Here is a 20878-nt window from a genome sequence, read left to right as displayed (position 1 = left end):
CCCCGGCCGACATGGCCGGGGCCCTGCTGTTTTCATATGCAAATGATTTATTTGCGGGCGCAATCTAGCTGATGCTGAGCGCCCAGAAGCCGATGCCCAGGCAGAGCAGCGCGACGATCAGCACGGGCACGGCCACCTTCGTGGGCGGGCCGGGCTGCCGCGCGGGCTGTGGTGCCGGCGGCTCCGCGGGCCGTGGCGGGACGGGCTGCGGCGGTACGGGCTGCGGCGCCGTGTACGCGCGCGTGGGCGGCGGATAGGCCGGCAGGGGCGGCGCCACCGGTCCCGCCGGTGCGGCCGGCCGCTGCGGTCCGTCCGGGCCGAACCCCGCGGGCAACGGCCCGAGCTGGTCGAAGACCTCGATGGGCTCCTCGCCCGCGCCGGGTGCCCCCAGCATCTCCACGGCCTCGGCGAGGGCCTTGCGCGCGCCCGTGGCGGTACGGAAGCGCAGCCCCGGATCCGGCTGCAGGAGGCCCGCGATCACGTGCCAGAGGGGCTCGGGGACCTCTTCCGGGGCGCCGGGCGTCCCGTGCTCGGTGAAGCGCTCCACGAGCGCCTCGGCGTCGGGCTTGCGGCCGGTGAGGAGGTACAGCGCGGTGAGGCCGACGGCGTAGAGGTCGGCGGGGAAATCGGGCTCGTCGCCCAGCATTTGCTCCGGCGCGAAATAACCGGGGGTGCCCATCACGTAGTTGGCGTCCGTCAGCCGGGGCTCCCCCTTCCGCATGGCGATGCCGAAGTCGGAGAGCCGGACGTGGGGCCGGCCGGTGCCGGTCGCCTCCAGGAGGACGTTCGCGGGCTTGATGTCCCGGTGCACCACGCCTTCGGCGTGCACCGCCGCGAGGCCGGACAGCAGCTGGTCCAGCAGGACGCACACGTAGTGCGGCGGCAAGGGCCCGTAGTCGCCGATGAGATGGGCGAGGGAGCCGCCGCTCACCACGTCCATGGTGAACAGCACCTTGTCGTCGTCGGCGGCCCAGCTCATCGGCGCGACCACGTGCGGGTGGTCGATCCGTAAGCCCTGCTCGCGGACGAACCTCAGCAGGGTGTGGGCGTCGCTCTGCTGGAGGACCTTGGCCGCCACGTAGCGGCGCCGGCGCCGGTCCCAGGCGCGCCAGACCGCCCCCACCCCGCCCCGGCCGATCGGGTCCACCAGCTCGTAGCGCCCGGCGAAGAGCTCACCCATCGCGTGCGCGCGGTCAGCTCTGGTGGGCCTCGTAGTGCGCGACCGCCTCGGCGGTCCGCCCGGCGCCGTACACCCGCAGGAACTCGGCGAGTTCGGGGTGGGTGGGGGCGAGGCTCTGCGCGGCCTCGATGATGTCGCCCGCGCCGGCGACGGAGCGCAGCAGGGACTGGATCTCGCGGACCACCCGGCGCACGGTCGGCGCGCCGCTGCTGGCCGTCGTCTGCGTGGAGTTGAGGACGGAGCCGCCCGAGCTCTTCTTGACCTCCTCCATCCGGTCGGCGGCCTCGGCGGCGCTCACGGTGCCGTCGGCGACCTGGCGGGAGAGCTCCTGGAGCGCCTGGACCCGCTGGACCACGGCCGGATTGCCGATCTTCGCGCGCTGGCCGCTCATCAGCTGGGAGAGCATGGGGGCCGACAGACCGAGCACGGAGGCGAGCCGGGCCTGGTTGAGACCGAGGTCGTCGATGAGACGGCGGAAGAGCGCTCCCAGCGGCTCTCCGTACCAGCTCCGCTGCAGCTCCCGTGCGCGGGCGGTGGCTTCCTGCTGTGCTGCGTCCATCTCGCTCTCCCCTTCGCTTCGCTGCAGCGAATCTTGCGGTGCATCCTACGGAGAGTGCTGGGCCCCGGCGATACCCGGTCGGAAAACACCGCGGGCACCGGGTAGTCTGGTCGGCGACGGGGCCTTAGCTCAGTTGGTAGAGCGCTGTCTTTGCATGGCAGATGTCAGGGGTTCGACTCCCCTAGGCTCCACAAGAAATCCCCTCCGACCTGCGGAAACGTAGACCGGAGGGGATTTTTGCGTTGTGCTGTGCCCAGGCCGTGCGGCCGGGACGCGCCGCGCCTCAGCCGTCCAGCAGGCCCGCGCGACGGGCGTAGCTTCCCGCCTGGAAACGGCTCTGGGCGCCGAGCTCGGCGAGCAGTTCGGTGACGTGGCGCCGGTAGGTGGTGACGGACATCGCGAGCCGGCGGGCCGCCATGCCGTCCTTCATGCCGGACTCCAGGAGTTCGAGGACGGACCGGCGCAGTTCGTCCTTGGCGCCGCCGTCGCCGGGCGCTCCGGTGAAGGGCCGCGCGGACTCCCAGGCGCTCTCCCAGGACCGGTAGAGGAAGCGCACGAGCGAGGGGTCACGGACGGAGAGGGCGCCCTTGCCGTCGCCGGAGGAGCTGCCGTGGTCGGCGAGGACGGCGGTGCCGGCGTCGAAGAAGAGGACCCGGTCGGGCACGTGGGCGGTGGTGCGGACCTGGGCGCCGAGCGCCACCACCCGGCCCAGGTGCCGCTGCACGTGGGCGTGGGTGAGGACGGAGTGGGGATAGAGGGTCCGGACGAGCACGCCACGGCCGATCACTTCGGTGGTGCGCTGCAGCCCTTCTTCCAGGGTCGCGGGGTCCGGCACGTCGGGGTGGGCGCCGGCGACCTCCGTGCGGGCGGCGGCGTAGAGGCGTTCGAGGGCGGAGCGGACGGCGTCGGGGAGGGTCAGGTACTCGATGGGGGTCCGGGTGAAGTGGCCGTGCCAGGACTCCTCGAAGACCGGCTTCATGGCCAGCACATGACTGCTCATCCGCTCGGACTCGCGGTGCAGCTGCTGGATCCGCGCCTCGATGGGGCCGGTCACGTGGGTGACGGCGACGTCGGGGCTGCGGGCCGCGTACTCGGTGCCGCGGCGGGCGCCGGCGGCGGGCTCCCCGGGCGGGCGGGCGGTGCCGGGCCCCTCTTCGGCGGGGTGCAGCAGGTGCAGCCGGTGGAGGTCGTCCACGGCGGCGCTGACGTCGGCGCCCGGCACGTCCAGGCGGCGCGCGGCCGCCTCCGGCCGGAGTCTGCCCTGTTCGAGCGCCATGCGGTAGAGCAGCACATGGAGGTCACCGAGAGGCGAGAGCGTCGGCGCCTCCGTAGCGATTTTATCCATTTTCTTCTCATTCGTCGGCCTGGTCGGGGTGCCTGGCTCGTCGCCGCGATAACCGGGGAGGATTTCACATGAATTTCAAGTCGCTATTTCTTTCCTCGTCGTCCCGCGCGGCATTGCGCGGGCAGGCGGTCCTGGTGCTCGGGCCGGGCGGCCGCCCATGGAAACGAAGGCGAGGCCGCGCCGTGACCCCGTCAATCAGCCTTCGCCGACTCTACCGGCGGTTTTTCCGAAAAGGAATGGGAATGTCCTGCGGGTAACCGCCGCCGCTCGTTGAGTAACAGGCTCCGCTTTTCGGCGTGAATTGCTATGGCCGAAAAAAATACGTCCGTGCCGGGGCCGGAAGGCCTCGGCACGGACGCGGGGGACGGGGCGCGCGGCCCCGCCCGGGGGCCGCTGGTTACGGACGGTCGCGGGGGCCGTCGTTGTTGTCGGGAGAGGACTCCGCCTCGGCCTGCTTGGCCTGGACCTCCGGGTCGAGCGGCGAGGACGCGCTCTCGGGGCCCGTGCCGTCGACCGACGTCAGCGGAGGCCGGTCCTGGACCTCCGTGGCCTCCGGCGGCTCGACCAGCCAGTCCGGATTCGCCTGCTTGTCCCACCACTTCCAGGCGGCGTACGCCCCGCCGGCGATCAGGCCGGCCACCGCCAGACGGCGGAACAGCCGGCCCGCGCGGCACCGCCGGTCGCGCCGGCTGATCAGCTTCTCGATCTCCTTCGGGCTCACCTGCCCGCGCAGCGCGGCGAGGGCGGCGGCGCTCCGGGCGACGGCCTCGTCCCGGACCGGCTCGACGGCCGTGCGGGCCCGCACGGCGGCCTGGTCGATCTTCGGGGGCAGGGCGTCGCGGGCGTGCTCGAGCCGGGGATGGAGATGTGCGTCGTACTGGGAGCGGGCCTGGTGCGCGGCCAGGTGCGCGGCTTCCGCGACCTTGGGAGCCAGCCGCGTCCGGGCCTCATGCGCGTAGTGCACGGCGGCGTCCTTCGCCGTGCCTGCGTACGGCGCCACCACTTCCGCGGCGTGCCGGACACTGTCCTTCGCCGAGCTGGTCGCGGCGCGCACGCTGTCCTTGCGGGTCACGAGATCCTCCTCCTCGGTGGCGTATGTTTTGTCGCCTTTCCACCCAGTGAAAAATCATGCCTGCGCACGGGCGGTCCGGCATGTGCGAGCGTGCATCCGGGTCATCGGGGAAGTGAGCGTGGGGTGAAGGGACGGTGAGCCCCGCTCGACCATGCCACGGTTTCGCGCGGCGCGCGGGCGTTTGTCCGCTACTCGCCGCCAACCCGTACGTGCGAGGATCGTTAGCCGTCAGAGCAGACTAGGGAAGGTAGACCGTGGCCGAGCAGCTTTACGCCACCCTGAAGACCAACCAGGGCGACATCGAGATCCGGCTCCTTCCGGACCACGCCCCGAAGACGGTGAAGAACTTCGTGGAGCTCGCGACGGGCGAGCGCGAGTGGATCAACCCGGAGACGGGCGAGAGGACCACGGACAAGCTGTACGACGGCACGGTCTTCCACCGCGTCATCGAGGGCTTCATGATCCAGGGCGGTGACCCGCTGGGCAACGGCACCGGCGGCCCCGGCTACAAGTTCGCCGACGAGTTCCACCCCGACCTGGCCTTCAACAAGCCCTACCTGCTGGCCATGGCCAACGCCGGCCCGGGCACCAACGGCTCGCAGTTCTTCATCACCGTCTCGCCGACCACGTGGCTGACCCGCAAGCACACGATCTTCGGCGAGGTCGCCGACGAGGCCTCGAAGAAGGTCGTGGACGCCATCGCCGCCACCGAGACCAACCCGCGCACCGACCGCCCGGTGAACGACGTGGTCATCAACTCGGTCGTCATCGAGACCCGCTGACGCCGGGACGCGACGCCGGGACGCGCTCTCTCCGCCTCCTTCACCCGCCCTCGTCCGCCCGAGGGAACCCGGCGCCCCGCTCGTCCGTATGACGGGCGGGGCCGCGCGTCCCGGACAGGCCCGCCCACCACCGGCGCAAGGGGAACGCATGAACGACCAGGCCGTCGGCTGCTACCGGCATCCCGACCGGGAGACCGGCATCCGCTGCACCCGCTGCGAGCGGCCGATCTGCCCGGAGTGCATGGTGAGCGCATCCGTCGGGTTCCAGTGCCCGGCCTGCGTCGCCGGCGACTCCGGCACGGGACACCGGCCGCAGGCCACCGCGCCGCGCACCATCGCGGGCGGCGTGCGGGCCGCCGACCCCCGGCTGGTGACCAAGGTCCTGCTCGCGGTCAACGTCGCCCTGTGGATCGCGGTCATGGCCACCGGCGACGGCCTGATCGACGAGATGGAGCTGTTCGGGCGCGCCGTGCTCGCCGGCGAGCCGCAGGGCGTCGCGGAGGGGCAGTGGTACCGCCTGGTGACCGCGGTGTTCCTGCACCAGGCGCCGATGCACATCGCCTTCAACATGCTGTCGCTGTGGTGGATCGGCCCGCCGCTGGAGGCGGCCCTGGGCCGGGCCCGCTACCTCGCGCTGTACCTGCTGTCCGGCCTCGGCGGCTCCGCGCTCACCTTCGTCGTCGCGGACCCGCGCCAGCCCTCGCTCGGCGCGTCCGGCGCGATCTTCGGGCTGCTGGGCGCCACGGCGGTGATCATGCGCCGTCTGAACTACGACATGCGCCCGGTCGCGGCCCTGCTCGTGCTCAACCTGATCTTCACGTTCACGTGGCACAACATCGCCTGGGAGGCCCACATCGGCGGGCTGGTCGTGGGCGCCGCCGTCGCGTACGGGATGGTGCACGCCCCGCGGGAGAAGCGGGCGCTCGTCCAGGGGCTCACCTGCGGCGTGGCGCTGGCGGTGATCGTCGCGGCCGTGGTCGTGCGGGCGGCGACGCTGCCGGAGCTCGTCGCGTTCTCCGGCTGACCCGGGCCGGACCCCCGACCGACCCGCAGGTTTGTCCACAGCGCGTACAGAATCTTGTGCACGCTGTGGGGAACGCGTGTCCGCACTCGCACAGAGCTGCGTTTTCGCTGGTGGGCGGGGCCGCCAAGCGGCCCACCGCGCTTGTGATCAGTCACACCGGCGTCAACGCCGGGGAAGTTATCCACAGATCTTCTGAGTTTTTCCCCACTGTGGACGAGGGTGTGGATAACTCCCCGGAAGGCTGTCCGGAAGACTTGCTACTTCCACTGTGTGGAGACTACGAACCCCGCCGCGATGAAGCCGAAACCGACCACGATGTTCCAGTTGTGGAGGGACTCGATGGGCATGTCGCCGCTGGTCACATAGAAGATGACGATCCAGGCCAGCCCGATCAGGAACATCGCCAGCATCAGCGGCGCCACCCAGCCCCGCCCACTGCTCAGCTTGATGTTCTGCTGCTTCGCCGGCGGCGGCGTGAAGTCGTCCTTCTTGCGGATCCGTGACTTCGGCACGAGGAACTCTCCTGTCGATGCGCTGCGTGACCGCGCTGGGGGCTGCATGGGGCGGGACAAAAGGCTGGTCCGGGGCGGTGGGCGGCGGGAACGCCACCTTGCCCCGGGCGTCCGTTAGCGTAGTGCTTCCGTGGCGCCGGAGAGGATAAGGGTACGTTGAGTAATTCTGCGGACTCCACCAGCAGGCCCTCCCGGCGCTTCAAGCCCGTCCGGCTGCTCACCGGAGGCGTGTTCGCGCTGGCCGGCCTCATCTTCTGGATGAGCTTCAACACCGCCCACGGCACCAACATCCGCACCGACGACTCCATGCTGCGGCTCTCCGACCTCATCCGGGAACGCAGCCGGAAGAACGCCGACCTGGACGAGAGCGCCGCGGCCGTCCGCTCCAAGGTCGACACCCTCGCCGGGCGCGACAACGGCAACTCCGCCGCCCAGAAGAAGAAGATGGCCGACCTCGCGGCGGCCGCGGGCACCACACCGATCAGCGGCCCCGGCCTGACCGTCACCCTCAACGACGCCCCGCCGAACGCCACGGCCAGGATCCCCGGCGTCCCGCAGCCGCAGCCCAACGACCTGGTGATCCATCAGCAGGACCTGCAGGCCGTCGTGAACGCCCTCTGGCAGGGCGGCGCCAAGGGCATCCAGGTCATGGACCAGCGGCTCATCTCCACCAGCGCGGTCCGCTGCGTCGGCAACACCCTGCTCCTCCAGGGCCGCGTCTACTCCCCGCCGTACAAGGTGACGGCCGTCGGTGACCGCGGCGCGCTCCGCAAGGCCGTCGACGCCTCCCCGGCGATCCAGAACTACCTCCAGTACGTCAACGCGTACGGGCTCGGCTGGAAAGTCGACCAGCACGAGGCGGTGACTCTTCCGGGCTACTCGGGCACAGTGGACCTCCACTACGCCAAGCCCCTGACCTGAGGGCGCGACAGAGCAGCACGAGCGGGAGGAGGCCCGCGGTGAGGCCGAGGACCGTCGTCCGCACGCTCAGCGAACTGTGCGTCACCACCGGCACCCTGCTCGTCCTCTTCGTCGTCTACGTCCTCTACTGGACGGGCGTACGCGCCGACAGCGCCATGGACGAGGAGCTCGGCCGGCTCCAGGAACGCTGGTCGAGCGGGTCCGTGGGCGCGGCCGCCGCGCCGGGGGAGCCGGAGCCGGCCCCGGAACAGCAGCCCGGGCAGCAGCCGGAGGACGCGCCGCCCGATCCCGGCGCCCCGCCCGGCCGGCCGGGTGCCCCGTCCGCACCGGCACAGCCCGGAGCGCCCACCCGCACCCAGCCCCGCGCGGGCACCCCCGGCCAGGCGCCCCCCGCGGGGACGGACCTGCGGGCCGGCCGGGCCTTCGCCGTCATGTACGTCCCCCGCTTCGGCGCCGGCTGGGCCAAGCCCGTCCTGGAGGGAACCGGCACCGAGCTCCTCAAGCGGGGCCTCGGCCACTACGAGCGGACGGCCCGCCCCGGCGCGCCGGGCAACTTCGCGGTCGCCGGCCACCGCCGCACCTACGGCGACCCCTTCAAGGACCTCGACGAGCTGCGCGCGGGCGACGCGGTGGTGATCAACGACGGCACCACCTGGTTCACGTACCGCGTGGACGGCCGCCCGTACCGCACCCGCCCCGACGACACGGGCGTCATCGACCCCGTGCCCGCCGCCTCCGGCTACCGCACCCCCGGCCGCTACCTGACCCTCACCACCTGCGAGCCGGAGTGGGGCCACAGCCACCGGCTGATCGTGTGGGCGCACCTGGACGCCGCCTCGCCCGTCGCACAGGGCCGCCCCGGGGCTTTGTCCGCCTGACCCCCTCGGCACGCGCCCGACCCTTAGTCTGGTGCTGCAATTTCGACTACGTCATCGGCAAGTGGGGACAGCATGTACGGCTGGATCTGGCGGCATCTGCCGGGCAACGCATGGGTGCGGGCACTGACCTCGCTGGTGCTCGTACTGGCGGTCGTGTACGTCCTCTTCCAGTACGTCTTCCCCTGGGCGGAACCACTGCTGCCGTTCAACGACGTGACGGTCGACAACGGAATGGCGGTCAACCAGTGAGTGCGCGCATCCTCGTCGTGGACAACTACGACAGCTTCGTCTTCAACCTCGTCCAGTACCTCTACCAGCTCGGCGCCGAGTGCGAAGTGCGGCGCAACGACGAGGTCGAGCCCCGCCACGCGGAGGACGGCTTCGACGGCGTCCTGCTGTCCCCCGGCCCGGGCGCGCCCGAGCAGGCCGGCGTGTGCATCGACATGGTGCGGCACTGCGCCCAGCAGGGCATCCCCGTCTTCGGCGTCTGCCTGGGCATGCAGTCGATGGCCGTCGCGTACGGCGGCGTGGTCGGCCGGGCGCCCGAGCTGCTGCACGGCAAGACCTCGCTGGTGACGCACGAGGGCGCGGGCGTCTTCCAGGGCCTCCCGTCGCCCTTCACCGCCACCCGCTATCACTCGCTGGCCGTCGAGCGGGAGAACTGGCCGGACGAGCTGGAGATCACCGCCTGGACGGAGTCGGGCATCGCGATGGGCCTGCGCCACCGGGACCTGCCGGTCGAGGGCGTGCAGTTCCACCCCGAGTCCGTGCTCACCGAGTGGGGCCACCGCATGCTCGCCAACTGGCTGGTCGCCTGCGGCGACACCACGGCGGTGGAGCGATCGGCGGGCCTGGCCCCGGTGGTGGGCAAGGCCGGGGCGTGACCACGTCCCCGCGGGTCGTATCGCAGCCGCTGCCGCCCGAGGATCGGGCGACGATGCAGCTGCGCAGGGTGGAGGTGCCGGCCCAGGCCGCACACCGGCCCGTACGGACCGGGGGGCGCGCCGCGCGGCGGCACGCGGCCCGCAGGGCGCGCCGGGGCAGCGTGGGCGTGCTGCTGTGCCGGCTGACGGGCGAGCTGTTCATCACCGCCGGCGTGCTGATGCTGCTCTTCGTCGCCTACCAGCTGTGGTGGACGAACGTCCGCGCCCTGCAGCAGGCCGGCGGGGCCGCCCACCACCTGCAGAGCCGCTGGGACGAGGACGGCCAGGGCGCCGCCGACCGGGACGCGGGCGACTTCTCGCCCGGCGAGGGCTTCGCGATCCTCTACATCCCCTCGCTGGACGTGAAGGCGCCCATCGCCGAGGGCGTCGGCAAGCAGAAGGTCCTCGACCGCGGCATGGTGGGCCACTACGGCGAGCCGTCCGGCGCGCTCAAGACCGCGATGCCGTGGGACAAGCAGGGCAACTTCGCCCTCGCCGGCCACCGCAACACCCATGGCGAACCGTTCCGCTACGTCAACCGGCTGAAGCCCGGCGACAAGATCGTCGTGGAGACGCGGAGCGCGTTCTACACGTATGAGATGACGAGCCGTCTGGACCAGACGTCACCCGCGAATGTCACGGTCATCGCCCCGGTGCCGGCCGGATCGGGCTTCCGCGGCCCCGGCCGCTACATCACCCTCACCACCTGCACCCCCGAGTTCACCAGTACCTACCGCCTGATCGTGTGGGGCAAGATGGTCGACGAGCGGCCCCGGAGCAAGGGAAAGCCGGACGCGCTCGTCAACTGAGACACGCGGGGAACAGTGAGCGGGGTACGAACGTCAGTGGCACGGACTGACCGGGGACGGGGGCGCCTCGCCGTCGCCGTGGGCGTCATCGGCGAACTGCTGATCACAGCGGGCCTGATCCTGGCCCTCTTCGTCGTCTACTCCCTGTGGTGGACGAACGTCCTCGCCGACCGCGAGGCGAAGCGGCAGGGCCATCAGGTGCGCGACCGCTGGGCGAAGGCCCCGGCCGGCCCCGGCGCCCTCGACACCAAGGACGGCATCGGCTTCCTGCACGTCCCCGCCATGAAGAACGGCGAGGTCCTGGTCAAGCGCGGCACCGGCACGGACGTCCTCAACGAGGGCGTCGCCGGCTTCTACACCTCCCCCGCGAAGTCCGCGATGCCGTGGGACCAGCAGGGCAACTTCACTCTGGCGGCCCACCGCGACGGCCACGGCGCGAAGTTCCACAACATCGACAAAATCAAGACCGGTGACCGGGTCGTCTTCGAGACCCGCGACGTCTGGTACGTCTACAAGGTCTACGCCGAGCTGAAGCAGACCTCGAAGTACAACGTCGACGTCATCGACCCCGTCCCGAAGGAGTCCGGCAAGACGCAGCCGGGCCGCTACCTGACCCTGACGACCTGCACGCCCGTCTACACCTCCGACTACCGGTACATCGTCTGGGCGGAGCTGGAGCGCACGGAGAAGGTCGACGCGCAGCGCACGCCTCCGGCGGAGCTGCGGTAGCCCTCCGGGCGGGGCTGCGGTAGAGCGCTTTTCTTCCGCCGAGACGGCGAGTCGCCACAACGACGAGGGTCCGGCGGCATCGAAGCCACCGGACCCTGCGCGTTCGTGCCCCTCGCCGGAGGCGCTAGTGGCGGCGGCCCCCTATGAAACCGCCCCCGATGAAACCCGTGTTGCCCGTCGCGCCCTGGTCACCGCCAGGGGTGCCGGGGTTGCCCGTGTCGGAGCCCGGGACGCCCGCCGTGGTGGTCACGTCGACCGCGGAGCCCTTGGCGACCTGGGTGCCCGGCAGCGGGTTGGTGGTCTGCACGACGGCGTTGTCGTCCTGCGGGCCGATGACGTTGCCGACCTTCAGGCCCGCGGCCTCGATCTCCTTCTTGGCGTCCTTGAACTTGTGCGTCAGCACCGGCGGCACGCCGACGTTCTGGGCGCCCTTGGCCACGGTCAGGGTGACCATGGAGCCCTGGGCGGCCTGGGTGTTGCCGTCGGGGCTCTGCTTGGTGACCGTGCCGGCCGGCTGCCCGGGGGCGTCCTCCTCCGTCACCGACACCTGGAAGCCGTTGTCGGACAGCTGCTTCTTCGCGGCGTCCACGTTCTGGCCCACCACGGACGGCACCGTCTTGGTCGGCTTGGCCGTGGCGACGGTCAGGGTGACCTCGGAGCCCTTCTCGGCCTTCGAGCCGCCCTTGGGGTCCTGGTCGAGGACCGTGTCGGCCGCGACGCCGTCGACCTGCTTGCTCTTGGTGTTGACCTGGAAGCCCTTGCCCTCAAGGATCTTCCGGGCGCTCTCCAGCTGCTTCTCGGTGACGTCCGGCACCTCGACCTTGGCCGCGCCCGCGGACACCTTGACCTTGACCTCGCCGCCGCGGTCGATCTTGCCGCCGCCCGCCGGGTCCTGGCTGCAGATCTTGCCCTTGGCCTGCTCGCAGGTCTCGGTGCCGTTCTCCACGACCTTGAAGTCGCCGTTGACGCCCTGCTGCTGAGCGTCCTTCAGCGTCTGCCCGACCAGGTTCGGCACGGACACCTTGGAGGCGTTGTTGCTGCCGCTGAACAGCGACTTCCCGATGAAGATCGCACCGACCAGCACCAGGACGCCCGCGACGATCAGCAGGATCGTCGACAGGTTGCTCTTCTTGCCGCCCCCGCCGCGCCGCCGGCCGTGGCCGTCGTCGTAGCCCCCGTACCCGCCGTCGTCGTCCCGCACGGGCGGCAGCATGGAGGTCTGTCCCGGGCCCTGGGGGGCCTGGGGGCGGAGCATGGCGGTCGGGGCGTCCGCGCCGTAGCCCACGGCGTTCAGGGAGGCCGTGGCGGCGACGGGCTGGCCCTCCAGGGCCGCCTCGATGTCGGCGCGCATCTCGTCGGCCGACTGGTAGCGGTAGTCCGGGTCCTTGGCCAGCGCCTTGAGGACGATGGCGTCCATCTCGGGCGTGATCTCGGGGTCGTGGACGCTCGGCGGGTTCGGGTCCTCCCGCACGTGCTGGTAGGCGACGGCCACCGGCGAGTCACCGATGAACGGGGGCCGGACCGCCAGCAGCTCGTACAGCAGGCAGCCGGTCGAGTAGAGGTCCGAGCGCGCGTCGACCTGCTCGCCCTTGGCCTGCTCCGGGGAGAGGTACTGGGCGGTGCCGATGACGGCCGCGGTCTGCGTCATCGTCATGCCGGAGTCGCCCATCGCGCGGGCGATGCCGAAGTCCATGACCTTGACCTGGCCGGTGCGCGTCAGCATGACGTTGGCCGGCTTGATGTCGCGGTGGACGATGCCGGCCCGGTGGGAGTACTCCAGCGCCTGCAGGACGCCGATGGTCATCTCCAGCGACCGCTCGGGCAGCAGCTTGCGGCCGGAGTGCAGCAGCTCGCGCAGCGTCGACCCGTCCACGTACTCCATGACGATGTACGGGATCGACACGCCGTCGACGTAGTCCTCGCCGGTGTCGTAGACGGCGACGATCGACGGGTGGTTGAGCGAGGCGGCCGACTGGGCCTCGCGGCGGAACCGGGCCTGGAAGGACGGGTCGCGGGCGAGGTCCACCCGCAGCGTCTTCACGGCGACGGTGCGGCCGAGCCGGGTGTCGTGGGCGAGGTAGACCTCGGCCATGCCACCGCGGCCGAGCACCGAGCCCAGTTCGTACCGGCCGCCGAGGCGACGCGGCTCTTCCATAGCTCCAGCCCTTCCGTTTTCCTGACCGCACCTTCACTACGTCCGGCGGTGTGCTGTCCGGCATACGGTACCCGGCAGGTCACGCCCGTTCCGGCCGTGACGGCCACCTGATACACGACCGGTACCGTCGCGGGCAGCACCGGACGGCGGAGGTGAGGCCCGTCACTTCGACGTGCTGAGCACCGCCTCCATGACCTTCTTCGCCACAGGCGCGGCGAGGGCACCACCGGCGATGTCGTCGCGGAGCGTGTCCGAGCTCTCGATCACCACGGCAACGGCGACGGGGGAGCCGTCGGCGCCCTTGGCGTAGGAGATGAACCACGCGTACGGGTTGCCGCTGTTGTCGACGCCGTGCTGGGCCGTACCGGTCTTGCCGCCGACCGTGACGCCCTTGATCTGGCCGTTCTTGCCGGTGCCCTCGTTGACCACCGTCTCCATCATCGACTGCAGCTTGCGGGCGGTGTCCCGCGACATGGGCTGGGACATCTCCTTCGGCTGGTGCGTCTCGATCACGTTGAGGTTGGGGGCGCGCACCTTGTCGACCATGTACGGCTCCATGAGCTTGCCGTCGTTGGCGACCGCGGCGGCGACCATGGCCATCTGCAGCGGCGTGGCGCGGTTGGAGGCCTGGCCGATGCCGTCCATGGCGTTCTGCGGACGGTTGTCCTTGGGGTAGATGCTCTGGGCGGCGCGCACGGGCGTGTCGAGCTTGTCGTTGTTGAAGCCGAACTTCTGCGCCTGCTCCATCATCTTCTTGTTGCCGAGGTCAGCGCTGACCTTGCCGAAGACGCTGTTGCAGGAGACCCGCAGCGCCTCGCGCAGCGAGGCGTCCTTGCACTGGATGCTGCCCTCGTTCTTCAGCTCCGTGACCGTGTCCGGCAGGGTCCACGGCACCGGCGAGTCGGTCTTGGAGTCGACGTCCTTGTACAGGCCGTTCTCCAGGGCGGCGGCGGCCGTCACGACCTTGAACGTGGAGCCCGGGGGGTACGTCTGGCGCAGCGCCCGGTTGAGCATCGGCTGGTTCTTGTCCTTGTCCAGCGACGTCCACTCCTTGCCGTCGTTGGCGCCCGCGATCTTCGACGGGTCGTACGACGGGGTGGACGCCAGGGCGAGGATCTTGCCGGTGCGCGGGTCGATGGCCGCGACCGCGCCCTTCTTGTCGCCGAGGCCCTCGAAGGCGGCCTTCTGGGCCTTGCTGTTCAGGGTGGTGATCACGTCACCGCCCTTCTTCCCCTTGCCCGTGATCATGTCGACGGTGCGGTTGAAGAACAGGCGGTCGTCGTCGCCGATGAGGACGCGGTCGTAGAGCTTCTCCAGCTGGGTGGCGCCGTAGACCTGCGAGGAGCGGCCGGTGACGGGCGCCCACATGGCGCCGTCCGTGTACGTCCGCTTGTACTTGAAGTCCACGCCGCCGGTCTCGACCGAGCCGGTGATGGCCTGGCCGTCCACGATGATGTTGCCGCGGGGCTGGCTGTAGCGGGCGATGTCGACGCGGCGGTTGTTCTTGTGCGTCTTCAGCTCGTCCGCCTGGACGAACTGCAGCCAGTTGTCCCGCAGGAGCAGGGCCAGGACGAGGAGGCCGCAGAAGATCGCGATCCTGCGTACGGGCTTGTTCACGGGCGGACCACCTGGGTCATCTCGGCGTCTGGGGACGGGGCGGGGGCCGGGGCCGGGCGCCGTGCGGTGTCGCTGATCTTGATCAGGATGGCGAGCAGCGCCCAGTTCGCGATGACGGACGAGCCACCCGCCGCGAGGAACGGCATGGTCATACCGGTCAGCGGGATGAGGCCCATGACGCCGCCCGCCACGACGAAGACCTGGATGCCGAAGGCGGCGGAGAGACCGGTCGCGAGCAGCTTGCCGAAGGGGTCGCGGGCGGCGAGGGCCGTGCGCACGCCGCGCTCGACGATCAGCCCGTAGATCAGCAGGATCGCCATGGCGCCGGCCAGGCCGAGCTCCTCGCCGTAGGAGGCGAAGATGAAGTCGGAGTTGGCGGCGAACTGGATCAGGTCGGAGGCGCCCTGGCCCCAGCCGGTGCCGAAGACGCCGCCGGAGCCGAAGGCGAAGAGGGCCTGGGCGATCTGCTCGGTCGTGGCCCAGGACGGGCGCGGGTTGTCGTAGACCGCGAAGGGGTGCAGCCAGGCCATCACACGGACCTTGACGTGCGGCTCGACGGAGCCGACGACGGCAGCGCCGCCCGCCGACATCAGCAGACCGAAGACGATCCAGCTGGTGCGCTCGGTGGCGACGTACAGCATGACGACGAACATGCCGAAGAACAGCAGCGACGAGCCGAGGTCGGTCTCGAAGACGAGGATGACGAGGCTCAGCGCCCAGACGGCCACGATCGGGCCGAGGTCGCGGCCGCGCGGCAGGTACAGCCCCATGAAGCGGCGGCTGGCCAGCGCCAGGGCGTCGCGCTTCACCATCAGGTAACCGGCGAAGAAGATCGCCAGGATGATCTTCGCGAACTCACCGGGCTGGATCGAGCCGAGGCCGGGGATGACGATCCAGATCTTGGCGCCGAACTTGCCGGGGAAGAACACCGGGGCCACGAGCAGGACCAGCGCGACCACCATGGAGATGTAGGTGTAGCGCTGCAGGATGCGGTGGTCCTTGAGGAAGATCACCACGGCGACGAACAGCGCGATGCCCAGGGCGGAGAACATCAGCTGGTTGGGGGCCGAGGGCTGGAACGTGAAGCCCTGGGCCTTGGCCAGCCGCGCCAGCCGCTCCGACTGGTCGAGCCGCCAGATCATCACCAGGCCGAGGCCGTTGAGCAGGGTGGCCAGCGGCAGCAGCAGCGGGTCGGCGTACTTGGCGAACTTGCGCACCACCAGGTGCCCGACGCCGCCGAGCAGGCCGAGGCCGAGCCCGTAGCCGAGCATGCCGGAAGGCATCTCGCCGTTGAGCGCGAGGCCGACGTTGGCGTACGCGAAGCAGGGCAGGATCACCGCGAACGCGAGCAGCGCCAGCTCGGTGTTGCGCCGGCTGGGCGGGCCCACGGTGCTGATCGTGGTCGTCGCGGTCGTGTTGCTGCCCGCGCTGGATGGCATGGATGGCATGGCTGACATGAGTTGATGGCCCCCTACGGCTTTACTGCTGAGCGCTGCACTGCGGGACCAACTTCTGCTCTTCCTCGGTGAGGGTGGGGCCCGGGCTCGGCACCGGGGTGGCTTGGGCGGAGAGGCCGGCGCCCCCCGGCTTGGCGTCCTTGGGGTCCTTGGGGTCCTTGGGGAGGTCGCCGACGGAGCCGACCCGGTCGCCGTTCTGCTTCTCCCGATCCCGCTGCGCCTGCTCGGCCTTGCGCCGCTCGTCCTCCTTCTTGCAGGCGCCGGCGAGGAGGCCGAGGTCCTTGGCCTTCTGCTCCGCCTTCTCGCGGCTGTCGAGGGCGATGGTGTCCTCGACGCGGCTGCGCTGGTCGACGGGCAGGTACTTGAGTTCGATCTCGGGGTGGTCCTGGTAGAGCTTGCTGAGGCTCACCCACGCCAGGTCCTGGTTGATGCCCTGGTAGACCGCCACGTGGTTGTTGTCCTTGGCGCCCACGTAGTACTGCGTCTGGGTCCAGCTGTAGCCGCCGTAGAGGCCGCCCGCGACGACGCCGAGGACGACGCCCAGGATGAGCGTCCGCTTGAGCCACCGGCCGCGCCGGGGCTCCTTGACGAAGTCCTCGTCCATGAAGGCGCCGAACGAGCCGTCCGGGGCGCCGCCCATGCCGCCGTCGCCGCTGCCGGGCGGGCCGAAGGCGCCGCCGGGCTGCTGGGAGGGCACGGGCCGGTTGGCGCGGGCGTGCTCGGCGGCACGGCCGGCCGGGGTCTGCATGGCGCCGTCGACGCCCAGCTGCAGCTGGTTCTCGGCGACCGCGCCGACGATCACCGGCGTGTCGTTGAGCTGCTGGGCGAGGGTGTCCCCGCCGTCCACGTCGAGGACGTCGGCGACGATGCAGGTGATGTTGTCGGGGCCGCCGCCGCGCAGGGCGAGCTGGATCAGCTCCTGGATCGTCTCGTGCGGGCCCTGGTAGCTGGCGAGGGTCTCCTCCATCGTCTGGTGGCTGACCACGCCGGAGAGGCCGTCGGAGCAGATCAGATAGCGGTCGCCCGCCCGGACTTCGCGGATCGAGAGGTCGGGCTCGACGTGGTCGCCACTGCCCAGCGCGCGCATCAGCAGGGAGCGCTGCGGGTGGGTGGTGGCCTCCTCCTCGGTGATCCGGCCCTCGTCCACCAGCCGCTGCACCCAGGTGTGGTCCTGGGTGATCTGGGTGAGGACGCCGTCGCGCAGCAGGTACGCGCGGGAGTCGCCGACGTGCACGAGGCCGAGCCGCTGGCCCGTCCACAGCAGGGCGGTGAGCGTCGTGCCCATGCCCTCCAGCTGCGGGTCCTGCTCGACCATCACGCGCAGCTGGTCGTTGGCGCGCTGCACGGCGGTGCCGAGGGAGGTGAGGATGTCCGAGCCGGGGACGTCGTCGTCGAGCTGGACGAGGGTGGAGATCACCTCGGAGCTGGCGACCTCGCCCGCGGCCTGGCCGCCCATGCCGTCGGCGATGGCGAGCAGGCGCGGGCCGGCGTAACCGGAGTCCTCGTTGCCCTCCCGGATCATGCCCTTGTGCGATCCGGCGGCGAAGCGCAGAGACAGACTCATGCGCACCTCGCCCGTCGGCTCCGGGTACAGCCCCTTCCCAGCCACGCTGCCCACCCTCCGGTCGTCATGGTCCTACTACTTCCGCAGCTCGATGACGGTCTTGCCGATGCGGATCGGCGCGCCGAGCGGGATCGGGGTCGGGGTGGTCAGCCGGGTGCGGTCGAGATACGTGCCGTTGGTCGAGCCGAGGTCCTCGACGATCCACTGGCCGTCGCGGTCCGGGTAGATCCTGGCATGCCGGCTGGAGGCGTAGTCGTCGTCCAGCACGATCGTGGAGTCGTGGGCGCGGCCCAGCGAGATGGTCTGGCCCTGCAGGGCCACCGTGGTGCCCGCGAGGGAGCCCTCGGAGACCACGAGCTTGGTGGGGGCGCCGCGGCGGCCCCGGTCCGCGCGCCGGTCGGCCCTGCGGCCGCCCGTCTGCTGCTGGCGCTGCTGCGGGGGCGCGGCCTGGGCCTGCGCGCGCTGCGGCCGGCTCTCGCCACCGCCCCGGCGGGAGCCACGCTGGGTGACCCTGGTGCCGAAGAGATCACTGCGGATGACCTGAACGGCCACGATCACGAACAGCCACAGTACGGCGAGGAAACCCAACCGCATGACCGTGAGGGTCAGCTCTGACATTGCCCCCGCTTCACCCTTCGGCTTGCCGATAAACGATGGTGGTGCTGCCCACGACGATCCGTGAGCCGTCGCGGAGCGTAGCGCGAGTGGTGTGCTGTCCGTCCACCACGATGCCGTTGGTCGACCCCAGGTCCTGGATGGTGGCGGGGGTGCCGACCCGGATTTCGCAGTGCCGGCGGGAGACGCCGGGGTCGTCGATCCGTACGTCCGCCTCGGTGCTGCGGCCCAGCACGAGGGTGGGCCGGGAGATCTGGTGGCGGGTGCCGTTGATCTCGATCCAGCGCCGTGTCTGGGCGCCGGGCACGCCGGCCGCGGGACCGCTCCCGCCCGCGCGCGGCGCGGACCGCCCCGGGGGCGCGGAGGGCGGCGGCGACGCGGGCATGGGCGGCAGCCCCGACGGGGGCGCCGGATAGCCCGCACCGTGCGTGACGGGGCCGCCCTGGCGCGGGCTGCCGGGGCGCTGGCTCGGCTGGCCTTGGTGGTCCTGCGACTCGCTGGCGGCGAGGGTGCGGCTGCGCACCCGGTACAGGCCGGTGTCGAGGTCGTCCGCCTTCTCCAGGTGGACCTTGATGGTCCCCATGAAGGTGTACCGCTGCTGCTTGGCGTAGTCGCGGACCATGCCGGACAGCTCGTCGCCGAGCTGACCGGAGTACGGGCTGAGCCGCTCGAAGTCCGGGGTGCTCAGCTCCACGATGAAGTCGTTCGGGACGACGGTGCGGTCACGGTTCCAGATGGTGGCGTTGTTGTCGCACTCGCGCTGGAGCGCGCCCGCGATCTCGACCGGCTGCACCTCGGACTTGAACACCTTGGCGAAGGTGCCGTTCACGAGACCCTCGAGACGCTGCTCGAAGCGCTTCAGTACTCCCACGGGGCACCTCCTTCCCTCAGTGACGTTCCTGATGCTCGGTGTCGTTCCTGATACTGCTTACTGATCGTATCCACGCGTTCGGGAAACGGCCGGTTCCCCTTCGGGGCCAGGAGTGACGAGTGTCGCCCCGGCCCGCCGGCGCGACCTCCCTGTCCCCTTCATAGAGATCCCTTCATGGGGACCCCTTCATAGGGATCGTAGAGGCGGCCGGGAGCCAGTGTCCCGCAACCGGCGGGGTCCCCACCGGTCCCGGCGGCCCGGGAGGGCCCCGCGGCCCCCGCCGGGGCCGGTCCGGGGAGAACGAGTGTGAAGGCACCCGCGAAGGCGTGCTAATGTTCTCGATGTCGGAAGGCGAACGGCGCAGAAACCGGAAGGGCAAGTCCCCCGGAAGAAGCCCGGAAACCCGAGGACGACACCCATGCGCGGGTGGCGGAATAGGCAGACGCGCTGGATTCAGGTTCCAGTGCCCGCAAGGGCGTGGGGGTTCAACTCCCCCCTCGCGCACAGTGAGGACAGACCCCTCGAAGTGACTTCGGTCACTCCGGGGGGTCTGTCTCGTTTTGTTCTGACGTCCTTCTGTGCCCCGAGGGGCCCTTGTGATCCTGGAGCTTGGCCGGAACCTGGCACGCCGTAGTGGCTGGAGTGGGAACATCATTCCGTAGTCGTACCGGGGCGCTGTGTGATCCGGAATGGGGGGCCCGGGGTGGCTGGTGACCAGACGTCCGTATTTTCCGAGTGGATCCTGCCTGCCGTCGTCTGCGCGCCCGTGACCTGGGTGTGCCTGGTGCACCGCTTCCGTGGACAGGGGAGGCTGCTGGGGACGGTGCGTTCCGCCGCCTCGGCGCTGGCCGTGGTGGTGTGGACGTCCGGGATGGCGGCGCTCGCGAGCGGCCTGCTGTTACCGCACGCCGACGCCGTGCCGCCGGCGGCGGTCGGCATCGTCGCGGGAGCGGGCCTGGTGCCCAAGCGGCGGAGCGAGCAGGCGGAGCACCCCGTCATGGCGATTCTCACACTGGGCCATTCCCTGCTGATCAACAGTCTGATGGACCGGCTGCAGACGGATCGGGCCGAGTGGTGCGCCCGGCTGGCCGAGGGCTTCGACAACTGCTGGGAGCTGGACGTCTTCGCCGACCGGGTCGCGCGGCACCTGAAGTCGCGCGTCGAGGTGCCCGGGCGCTCGTCCAGGGGCAAGAACGGCCCGGGGGCCTCGATCGACGCGCGGTACGAGGACGTACGGGCCGCCGTGCAGCGGGCGGACACGCTGGAGACCGAGATCGAGAAGGCCTGTTCGGACGAGCAGCGCGAGCGGACCCGCGAGGAGATCGGGCGGACGCTGCGGGCCTTCGGCGAGGCCGAGCACCTGTGCGCGCGCCTGCTGGAGCTGGCCCACGCGCACGGCAAGCGCAGCGACGACGAGAAGATCCTCGAACTGCGGCGGCAGCCTCTGTATGTGGCCGCCGCCGGGCCTTCGGCCGGCTGAGCAGTCTCAGTGGTACGTCTTGGCCAACGCTCTGTGCGCGGGCTGTTCCTGGCAGCCGGCGGCGGAAGCGTCGACGAAGGAGATCTCCATCTTCACGTCGAGCGCGTCGGCCACGGCGGCGAGCGAACGCATGGTCAGATTCTCGTCGCCGGAGAGGATTTGGCTCACTCTGCCCGGCGAGACGCCCATGCTCTCCGCCAAGTCCTTACGGGTCATGCCGCGTTCGGCGAGGAGGCCCGCAAGGGATGCCGTCGCGTGGCGTGCCAGCCGGCCTCCGGCCTCGTCGGCCGCCCGTCCATGATCACGTCTGTCGCGCCACGTCATCCCTACCCCCTGGAACCAAGAACTCACGGCGCCCTTAGGCGCCTTCCTCTTAGAGGATGCC

General features: G+C 70.7%; 21 protein-coding genes and 2 tRNA genes. 11 read left to right on the top strand and 12 right to left on the bottom strand.

The features are described 5' to 3' along the window. Positions 1–64 precede the first annotated feature (64 nt). Positions 65–1180 (bottom strand): serine/threonine-protein kinase, encoded by a 1116-nt coding sequence (locus B7P34_RS11075; protein ID WP_106675682.1) that lies wholly within the window; start codon positions 1178–1180, stop codon positions 65–67. Between the two features lie 13 nt (positions 1181–1193). Beyond that, on the bottom strand, positions 1194–1739 hold the full coding sequence (locus tag B7P34_RS11070; RefSeq protein WP_030366854.1) for a helix-turn-helix domain-containing protein: 546 nt from the start codon (positions 1737–1739) through the stop codon (positions 1194–1196). Positions 1740–1857: 118 nt separating this feature from the next. Between B7P34_RS11070 and B7P34_RS11065 the strand changes: the two genes are divergently transcribed. Further along, positions 1858–1930, top strand: a tRNA-Ala gene (locus B7P34_RS11065). Between the two features lie 92 nt (positions 1931–2022). On the opposite strand, the gene B7P34_RS11060 is transcribed toward B7P34_RS11065, so the two are convergent. Continuing rightward, positions 2023–3084: a helix-turn-helix transcriptional regulator gene (locus tag B7P34_RS11060; RefSeq protein WP_146166797.1), complete on the bottom strand. Its 1062-nt coding sequence runs from the start codon at positions 3082–3084 to the stop codon at positions 2023–2025. A 397-nt stretch (positions 3085–3481) separates the two neighbouring features. After that, on the bottom strand, positions 3482–4156 hold the full coding sequence (locus tag B7P34_RS11055) for a DUF5324 family protein (RefSeq protein ID WP_106675680.1): 675 nt from the start codon (positions 4154–4156) through the stop codon (positions 3482–3484). A 254-nt stretch (positions 4157–4410) separates the two neighbouring features. Between B7P34_RS11055 and B7P34_RS11050 the strand changes: the two genes are divergently transcribed. Both B7P34_RS11050 and B7P34_RS11045 read left to right on the top strand, forming a co-directional pair. Next, on the top strand, positions 4411–4938 hold the full coding sequence (locus B7P34_RS11050) for a peptidylprolyl isomerase (protein WP_106675679.1): 528 nt from the start codon (positions 4411–4413) through the stop codon (positions 4936–4938). A 148-nt stretch (positions 4939–5086) separates the two neighbouring features. Continuing rightward, complete coding sequence (locus B7P34_RS11045; RefSeq protein ID WP_106675678.1) at positions 5087–5962, top strand: rhomboid family intramembrane serine protease; 876 nt, start codon at positions 5087–5089, stop codon at positions 5960–5962. A gap of 257 nt (positions 5963–6219) precedes the next feature. Here the strand turns inward: B7P34_RS11045 and crgA are convergent, their stop codons facing one another. Beyond that, positions 6220–6474, bottom strand: a complete 255-nt coding sequence (gene crgA, locus B7P34_RS11040; RefSeq protein ID WP_106675677.1) for a cell division protein CrgA — start codon at positions 6472–6474, stop codon at positions 6220–6222. A gap of 156 nt (positions 6475–6630) precedes the next feature. On the opposite strand from crgA, the gene B7P34_RS11035 reads away from it, so the two are divergent. From B7P34_RS11035 to B7P34_RS11015, 6 genes are all read left to right on the top strand, one after another. Then, positions 6631–7395, top strand: coding sequence for a DUF881 domain-containing protein (locus tag B7P34_RS11035; RefSeq protein WP_189382677.1), 765 nt, complete (start codon positions 6631–6633; stop codon positions 7393–7395). 38 nt (positions 7396–7433) lie between these two features. Next, a complete protein-coding gene (locus tag B7P34_RS11030; RefSeq protein ID WP_106675676.1) occupies positions 7434–8273 on the top strand; it encodes a class E sortase in 840 nt (279 codons plus the stop codon). Between the two features lie 72 nt (positions 8274–8345). After that, complete coding sequence (locus B7P34_RS37440; RefSeq protein WP_189382675.1) at positions 8346–8522, top strand: hypothetical protein; 177 nt, start codon at positions 8346–8348, stop codon at positions 8520–8522. Further along, positions 8519–9157 carry an aminodeoxychorismate/anthranilate synthase component II gene (locus tag B7P34_RS11025; RefSeq protein WP_106675675.1) on the top strand — a complete coding sequence of 213 codons (639 nt, stop codon included), beginning with the start codon at positions 8519–8521 and terminating at the stop codon, positions 9155–9157. Before B7P34_RS37440 ends, B7P34_RS11025 begins: the two co-directional genes overlap by 4 nt. Positions 9158–9210: 53 nt before the next feature. Beyond that, positions 9211–10005, top strand: coding sequence for a class E sortase (locus tag B7P34_RS11020; protein WP_106675674.1), 795 nt, complete (start codon positions 9211–9213; stop codon positions 10003–10005). Positions 10006–10041: 36 nt separating this feature from the next. Then, positions 10042–10734, top strand: coding sequence for a class E sortase (locus B7P34_RS11015; RefSeq protein WP_223267732.1), 693 nt, complete (start codon positions 10042–10044; stop codon positions 10732–10734). Positions 10735–10858: 124 nt separating this feature from the next. Here B7P34_RS11015 and pknB read toward each other — a convergent pair whose 3' ends face one another. From pknB to B7P34_RS10985, 6 genes are all read right to left on the bottom strand, one after another. After that, on the bottom strand, positions 10859–12889 hold the full coding sequence (gene pknB / locus B7P34_RS11010; protein WP_106675672.1) for a Stk1 family PASTA domain-containing Ser/Thr kinase: 2031 nt from the start codon (positions 12887–12889) through the stop codon (positions 10859–10861). 162 nt (positions 12890–13051) lie between these two features. Then, positions 13052–14506 carry a peptidoglycan D,D-transpeptidase FtsI family protein gene (locus tag B7P34_RS11005; protein ID WP_106675671.1) on the bottom strand — a complete coding sequence of 485 codons (1455 nt, stop codon included), beginning with the start codon at positions 14504–14506 and terminating at the stop codon, positions 13052–13054. Further along, positions 14503–15945 (bottom strand): FtsW/RodA/SpoVE family cell cycle protein, encoded by a 1443-nt coding sequence (locus tag B7P34_RS11000; RefSeq protein ID WP_106675670.1) that lies wholly within the window; start codon positions 15943–15945, stop codon positions 14503–14505. Before B7P34_RS11000 ends, B7P34_RS11005 begins: the two co-directional genes overlap by 4 nt. Positions 15946–15985: 40 nt before the next feature. Continuing rightward, a complete protein-coding gene (locus tag B7P34_RS39350; protein WP_106675706.1) occupies positions 15986–17572 on the bottom strand; it encodes a Stp1/IreP family PP2C-type Ser/Thr phosphatase in 1587 nt (528 codons plus the stop codon). A gap of 30 nt (positions 17573–17602) precedes the next feature. Continuing rightward, entirely contained in the window at positions 17603–18145 is a 543-nt protein-coding gene (locus tag B7P34_RS10990) for an FHA domain-containing protein FhaB/FipA (protein WP_106675669.1), read from the bottom strand. A 10-nt stretch (positions 18146–18155) separates the two neighbouring features. Next, positions 18156–19013: an FhaA domain-containing protein gene (locus B7P34_RS10985; RefSeq protein WP_106675668.1), complete on the bottom strand. Its 858-nt coding sequence runs from the start codon at positions 19011–19013 to the stop codon at positions 18156–18158. Between the two features lie 420 nt (positions 19014–19433). On the opposite strand from B7P34_RS10985, the gene B7P34_RS10980 reads away from it, so the two are divergent. Both B7P34_RS10980 and B7P34_RS10975 read left to right on the top strand, forming a co-directional pair. Beyond that, positions 19434–19517: transfer RNA gene (locus B7P34_RS10980), tRNA-Leu, on the top strand. 199 nt (positions 19518–19716) lie between these two features. Continuing rightward, the gene (locus B7P34_RS10975) at positions 19717–20493 is read left to right on the top strand and encodes a hypothetical protein (protein ID WP_146166796.1); all 777 of its coding nucleotides are present in this window, start codon (positions 19717–19719) and stop codon (positions 20491–20493) included. Positions 20494–20499: 6 nt separating this feature from the next. Here the strand turns inward: B7P34_RS10975 and B7P34_RS10970 are convergent, their stop codons facing one another. After that, on the bottom strand, positions 20500–20817 hold the full coding sequence (locus B7P34_RS10970; protein WP_106675705.1) for a helix-turn-helix domain-containing protein: 318 nt from the start codon (positions 20815–20817) through the stop codon (positions 20500–20502). Positions 20818–20878: the final 61 nt, after the last annotated feature.

Source organism: Streptosporangium nondiastaticum, assembly GCF_003011965.1.
GTDB lineage: Bacteria > Actinomycetota > Actinomycetes > Streptomycetales > Streptomycetaceae > Streptomyces > Streptomyces nondiastaticus.
This window is presented reverse-complemented; position numbering and strand designations above follow the sequence as displayed.